Below are 6,495 nucleotides of genomic sequence, written 5' to 3' on the forward strand. Positions count from 1 at the left end.
GAGAAATTATTGTCCCGCCTTTGCTATTACTAAATTAAAATCGCTCTGCTTTACAATCCTTCTGTGCTGTTTTGTGTTGATTTTTAGCGCAATGAAAGTTGATAAAACACCTGATTCATGGGTGCGGATCAATCAATTAGGATATCCCACAAAGGCGGTCAAGGTAGCAGTTTGGGTGTCTAAAGGTGATGTTACTCCCACTGATTTTCAATTGATCGATGCAAAAACAAGTAAGGTGATCTTTAACGCCTCGGTAGGGAAATCGTATGGCAGCTACGGGCCATTTAAACATATATTAAGATTGAATTTCAGCGCCATAAAAACGCCGGGAACTTATTATATCAAATGCGGCTCAGCTGTTTCTCCTCAATTCAGGATAGATGATGATGTTTATAAAGGCTCCGCTGATTTTGGATTGAATTACATGCGCCAGCAAAGAAGCGGGTTTAATCCATTTCTGAAAGATTCATGTCATACTACAGACGGATATACGATGTATGGCCCAATGCCTGATACTACCCGCATCAACGTTTGGGGTGGTTGGCACGACGCAACTGATTATCTGCAATACGCTACTACATCAGCCAATGCAACTTATCATTTGTTAGCGGCTTACCGGGATTTTCCTGCAGTGTTTGGAGATCAGCATCTTGCAAATGGTTTGGATGGGTCGAACAAAGTAGCCGATGTATTAGACGAAGCACGCTGGGGACTCGACTGGTTGCTAAAGATGCATCCGCGTAAAGACTGGCTTTTTGACCAACTGGCTGATGACCGTGATCACCACGGGTTCCGCCTGCCCAATAAAGATTCGGTTGATTATGGCGTAGGACCTGGAAAGGGCAGACCGGTTTATTTTGCGTCCGGTACGCCCCAGGGTTTAGGTAAGTACAAAAATAAAACCACCGGAGTGGCTTCTATTGCCGGTAAGTTTACCAGCGCATTTGCATTAGGCGCAATGGAATATCAGAAAAGCGACCCTTCGTTTTCAAAACTGCTGACCGAAAAATCGGAGTCGGCTTACCAATTAGGATTAGACAAACCCGGAGTAGCACAAACTGCTCCGAACACTGCCCCATACTATTACGAGGAAGATAACTGGGTTGATGATATGGAATTAGCCTCCGCAGCACTATATCAACTTACTGGTGAATCAAAATATTTAAACCAGTCGCTCACTTACAGCAAAGAGGAAAAAGTAACGCCCTGGATGGGGGCCGATACCGCACGGCATTACCAATGGTACCCTTTCCATAATTTCGGGCATTATGAGCTTGCTAAAAAATCAGGCCCTAAAAACAAAGCCGAACTCATAAGTTACTATAAAGAAGGCATCGAACGCGTTTGGCGGAAGGCAAATAAAAACGGCTTTTTCAGAGGCGTACCGTTTATCTGGTGCTCCAATAATCTTACGACATCATTCGCCATACAATGTTATCTGTACCGCAAATTAAGCGGTGATCAACAATATGCTGAACTGGAACAAGCTTGTTTCGACTGGCTATTTGGCTGTAACCCGTGGGGAAAGTGTATGGTATATGGTCTGCCGCAGGGCGGGGATACCCCGGTTCATCCGCATTCATCGTTAAACTTATTATATCATTATCCTTTGGATGGTGCGCTGGTTGATGGTCCGGTATACGGCAGCATTTTTAAAAGCCTGAAAGGGCTGACCTTATTCCTGCCTGATAAATATGCTGATTTTCAATCCGACCTGGTAGTTTATCATGATGATGCAGGAGATTATAGCACAAACGAACCTACTATGGATGGCACAGCATCACTGATCTATTTGCTGGCGGCAAGGGAGAACGAGGCACTGAATCAAAGTAAGGTCATTAAGGATCATGGTGCGATCATCAGGGGTGACAGGCAAATTAAGAAGATTGCACTGGTTTTTACCGGAGATGAGTTTGGAGATGGGGGGAATTACATCGTAAAAGCATTAAAACAAGCTAAAATTCATGGCTCATTTTTTCTTACCGGAAATTTTTACAGGAACAGGTTATTTAAGCCAATTATCAATCAATTAAAAGCCGATGGTAATTATTTAGGCTGCCATTCAGATAAACATTTGCTGTACTGTGATTGGAATAAAAGGGATAGCCTAATGGTAAGCCATAAACAATTTGTGAATGATTTGAGTAACGGATATGCCGAGCTGGCAAGGTTTGGTATCTCTAAAAAACAAGCACATTACTTTTTACCGCCTTATGAATGGCATAACGATTCGATTGCGAACTGGACGAGCAGAATGGGGCTGCAATTAGTCAATTTCACCCCCGGCACACGTAGCAATGCTGATTATACTTATCCGGAAATGGGAGATAAATATGTAAGCAGCGAGGTCATTTATAAGTCTATAATCAACTATGAGCAAAGCAATACCAACGGGCTCGATGGTTTTGTCCTGCTTGTTCATATCGGCACAGACCCGAGAAGAAAGGATAAGTTCTATTACTACCTGCCTAAGCTGATAAAAGAGTTAAAAGGAAAGGGGTATTCTTTTGTGAGGATAGACGGGTTGTTGAGTCAAAACCGATAAAAACCATGTCATTTCGAACCCACGGGTGAGGCTATGTTGGGGGTGTGGGTGAGAAATCTTCTACAACATGCAAACACGCCATGCAAAGCGGTTATATATGACGTAAAAGATTTCTCTTCGCCCCACCTCACATGCCCTGGCTGCTCATCGAAATGACAAAAAGTGTTTAGAAGTTCTTACACATTAAACCTGAAGTGCATAATGTCGCCATCCTGCACAATATAAGTTTTGCCTTCGACGCCTAGTTTACCGGCATCTTTAATAGCAGTTTCAGAGCCGTTGTATTTTACAAAGTCGTCGTATTTAATCACTTCAGCACGGATAAAACCTTTTTCAAAATCGGTATGAATCACACCGGCAGCCTGCGGAGCAGTAAAACCTTTCGTGATGGTCCATGCACGGACCTCCTGTACACCGGCGGTAAAATAAGTGGCAAGGTTCAGCAATTTATAAGCCGCTTTGATCAGTTTATTTACGCCTGATTCAGCCAAACCCAGGTCATCCAAAAACATTTGGCGTTCCTCATAAGTCTCAAGCTGTGATATTTCAGATTCGATTTGTGCAGAAATGATCAGCACTTCAGCGTTTTCCTCTTTAACAGCAGCTTTTACTTTTTCCACATAAGCATTGCCTGTGTTTACGGAAGCTTCATCTACATTACAAACGTACATTACCGGCTTAGCTGTAAGCAGCCAGATATCCGATATATATTCTTTATCTTCCTCAGCAACAGGCGCGGTGCGTGCTGATTTTCCTTCCAGTAAATGATTCCTGTAGATGGTCAAAACATCAAAAGCCTTTTTTGCTTCCTTGTCACCGCCCGTTTTAGCCATCTTTTCGATCTTGTTGATCTTCTTTTCAATAGAGTCAAGATCCTTTAACTGCAATTCAGTATCGATGATTTCTTTATCGCGGATAGGGTCAACAGAACCATCTACGTGAATCACATTATCATTATCAAAACAACGCAAAACGTGAATAATAGCATTGGTAGCACGGATATTAGCCAAAAACTGGTTGCCCAATCCTTCACCCTTGCTTGCGCCTTTTACCAATCCGGCAATGTCAACTATTTCAATGACGTTAGGAACAGTATTTTTAGGTTCAACTATTTCCACCAGCTTAGTCAAACGTTCATCCGGAACGGTAATTACACCCACATTAGGTTCTATCGTACAAAACGGAAAGTTAGCCGCCTGCGCCTTAGCGTTTGATAAGCAATTAAAAAGTGTCGATTTACCCACGTTTGGCAAACCTACTATACCACATTGTAGTCCCATGTACTAGTTGATTATATTGATTATGTCGAATGGTTAATTGGTTTTGATCAGGAGATTTTTTAACTTAATCAACCATTCAACACAATCAACCACTCAATTGAAAGGCGCAAAGATAACAGAAAAAAAACTGCTAGGTAATTTGAAAAAATAAACGACTTTTGCGCAGCATCTCCCAAAAAATTAAATTAGTAACCAATGTAAAAAAGAGGGCCTTATTATGATCGATGAAATGGTTGAACAAATCGAACTATTGCTGGAGCAAAATGACCAGAAAGCGCTTCAGGAATATTTAAACAACCTTAACATATCGGATGTTGAAATTCTGATAGGTGAGCTTCCCGATTATGGCCCCCGGTTTATTGAGATACTTTCGGTTAACCGCGCGGTTAATGTGTTCCGCATACTTGATTTCCCTGTACAGGAGCGTATCCTTAAAAAACTTTCCGGGGCAAAAATTGCCGAATTGATCAACGAGCTTCCGCCCGACGACCGTACCTCTTTGTTTGCCGAGCTGCACGGCGATACGGTAAAGGTATTGATCCAGCACCTTCCGCCTGCCGACCGCAAGGAAGCATTGATCTTACTGGGTTATGAAGAAGACAGCGTGGGCCGGTTGATGACCCCCGATTACATAGCGGTAAAAAAATCCTGGAATGTAGAGCGCGTATTGATGCACATCCGCAAGTACGGAAAAAGCTCAGAAACCATCGATGTGATCTATGTGATCGACAGTGATGGCGTGTTGCTGGATGACATCAGGATACGTGAAGTATTATTGGCCGATCCCGATACAAAAGTAAGCACGCTGATGGATAACCGCCTCATTTCCTTAAAAGTGAATGACCCACAGGAGGAAGCGATCAATATATTCAGGATGAATAACCGCGTGGCCTTACCGGTTACCGATAACGAAAATGTTTTGTTAGGCATAGTTACAGTAGACGATATCCTTTGGATAGCCAACGAAGAGTATACCGAAGATATCCAGAAAATAGGGGGTACCGAGGCCTTGGATGAACCTTATCTTGATATCAATTTATTCAGATTGGTAAAAAAGAGAGTCGGTTGGCTTGTTATTTTATTCTTCAGCGAGATGCTGACATCCAGTGCGATGCAATATTTCAGCGACGAGCTATCTATAGTCATTCAGCTTGCATTTTTTGTTCCGCTGATCATGTCGAGTGGTGGTAATAGTGGGTCGCAGGCGTCAACATTGATCATCCAGGCGATGGCCCTGGGTGAAGTTACTATAACCGATTGGTGGCGTGTTATGCGCCGCGAGATACTTTCGGGTTTGATGCTGGGCATTACGCTTGGCGTTATTGGCTTTTTACGAATAATTGCCTGGGTACCATTCAGCAAAATATATGGTCCGCACTGGCTCATGGTTGCCACAACTGTAGGTTGCACCTTAGTCGGCATTGTTTTGTGGGGATCGTTAGCCGGATCTATGCTGCCTTTGCTGTTAAAAAAGCTGGGTTTCGACCCTGCCACATCATCTGCGCCGTTTGTAGCTACGCTGGTTGACGTTACAGGATTGATCATCTACTTTAGTATCGCATCTGTTGTGATGGCCAGTGTTTTACATCATGCGCATGCGGCGGCGCATACTTTTGTGCCTGTAATGCATGGACTTAGACCGATTACGTAGTATAACAAGAACCTTACAAGATCGAGTGTGATAGAATATTATTTTGACTATATTTATCTAACCTATCACACTTCAAAATATGGGAAAATTGAAATGATGATCAATAATCCTCGATTCCGATACATCTTGTATTGCATTTTTTTGTGGGCGTTACCAGCCGCCGCAAACCAAAGCATCATTGTAAAACCAGATATCAAGGTCACGCCGACACGATCAATTTATTCGCATAATGATGTCGTTACTGTGTCAATTCAAAATAAGTCTTTAAAAACGCAATATTTTGAACTGGGTCTTGAAATTCTGGTCGATAATCAATGGGATGAGAGGCTAGGTGATTATAATGAGAATTATTATTCTATTCCACCCCGCATCATAAAATTGAAACCCGGAGAAGCGACATCGGTTAAATTTCGTTTCAATAGGATCGGAAAAGACAAACTACGCTATTGGAAGAAATTTAAATTTCTTTTAAAATATAGCGAAACAATGAATTCTATAAATTATAAAATAACTTCCGGTGAATTTGAAATTAAATGATTAAACTTATCCAATTCAGCACCCCTGAACCTGGCGCAAGTATCTGGGCAGGGAAAGGGGATTGGAGTACTTGTGCCCATCTTACCTGACAGGAATTAGAACGGGAGCAAAAAAACAATGAAGAATCCGTTGATTGTTTGAAACTTACCGGTCCGAAAGGCACAAGTACCCTGGCACGCTTGGCAACCCGGATACTTGCGCCAGGATGGGGGTTGTAATGGCCAGTGTTTTACACCATGCGCATGAGGCTCATGCTTTGGTGCCCGCAATGCATGTTCTTAGCCCGCGCTGTTCGAAGTCTCTGACTTCGAATGAATATGCTTGTAGTCTAAGACTACCTACTGTCTCGTCCTAAAAAAAGTTTACAGGTTTTGAGATAATCCTGTTATAGATTTACAGGTGAATAATTATCCTGCAATACGTTTACAATTTTACGATTTCTTTGGTAGTAATTTTTCCATTGCCTTGTAGTTTTAAGATCG

Annotated in this window: 4 protein-coding genes; 3 read left to right on the forward strand and 1 reads right to left on the reverse strand. The window is 42.3% G+C overall.

Annotated features, from left to right (window positions below; all coding sequences use genetic code 11):
- Positions 1 to 91 precede the first annotated feature (91 nt).
- Positions 92 to 2,545: a bifunctional glycoside hydrolase family 9 protein/polysaccharide deacetylase gene (locus tag VIM89_RS13955; RefSeq protein WP_488156779.1), complete on the forward strand. Its 2,454-nt coding sequence runs from the start codon at positions 92 to 94 to the stop codon at positions 2,543 to 2,545.
- A 176-nt stretch (positions 2,546 to 2,721) separates the two neighbouring features.
- Here the strand turns inward: VIM89_RS13955 and ychF are convergent, their stop codons facing one another.
- Positions 2,722 to 3,825 (reverse strand): redox-regulated ATPase YchF, encoded by a 1,104-nt coding sequence (gene ychF / locus VIM89_RS13960; protein ID WP_488156780.1) that lies wholly within the window; start codon positions 3,823 to 3,825, stop codon positions 2,722 to 2,724.
- Positions 3,826 to 4,042: 217 nt separating this feature from the next.
- Here ychF and mgtE point away from each other — a divergent pair, with 217 nt between their 5' ends.
- A complete protein-coding gene (gene mgtE / locus VIM89_RS13965; RefSeq protein ID WP_488156781.1) occupies positions 4,043 to 5,476 on the forward strand; it encodes a magnesium transporter in 1,434 nt (477 codons plus the stop codon).
- A 27-nt stretch (positions 5,477 to 5,503) separates the two neighbouring features.
- Positions 5,504 to 6,013: a hypothetical protein gene (locus tag VIM89_RS13970; protein ID WP_488156782.1), complete on the forward strand. Its 510-nt coding sequence runs from the start codon at positions 5,504 to 5,506 to the stop codon at positions 6,011 to 6,013.
- Positions 6,014 to 6,495: the final 482 nt, after the last annotated feature.

The organism is Mucilaginibacter sp., assembly GCF_036568825.1.
In the GTDB taxonomy this organism is placed as follows: Bacteria; Bacteroidota; Bacteroidia; order Sphingobacteriales; family Sphingobacteriaceae; genus Mucilaginibacter.

Excerpts from the sequence above, each read along its gene's own strand:
- VIM89_RS13955 (WP_488156779.1), top strand. The coding sequence starts at position 92 with ATGAAAGTTGATAAAACACCTGATTCATGGGTGCGGATCAATCAATTA.
- ychF (WP_488156780.1), bottom strand. The coding sequence starts at position 3,825 with ATGGGACTACAATGTGGTATAGTAGGTTTGCCAAACGTGGGTAAATCG.
- mgtE (WP_488156781.1), top strand. The coding sequence starts at position 4,043 with ATGATCGATGAAATGGTTGAACAAATCGAACTATTGCTGGAGCAAAAT.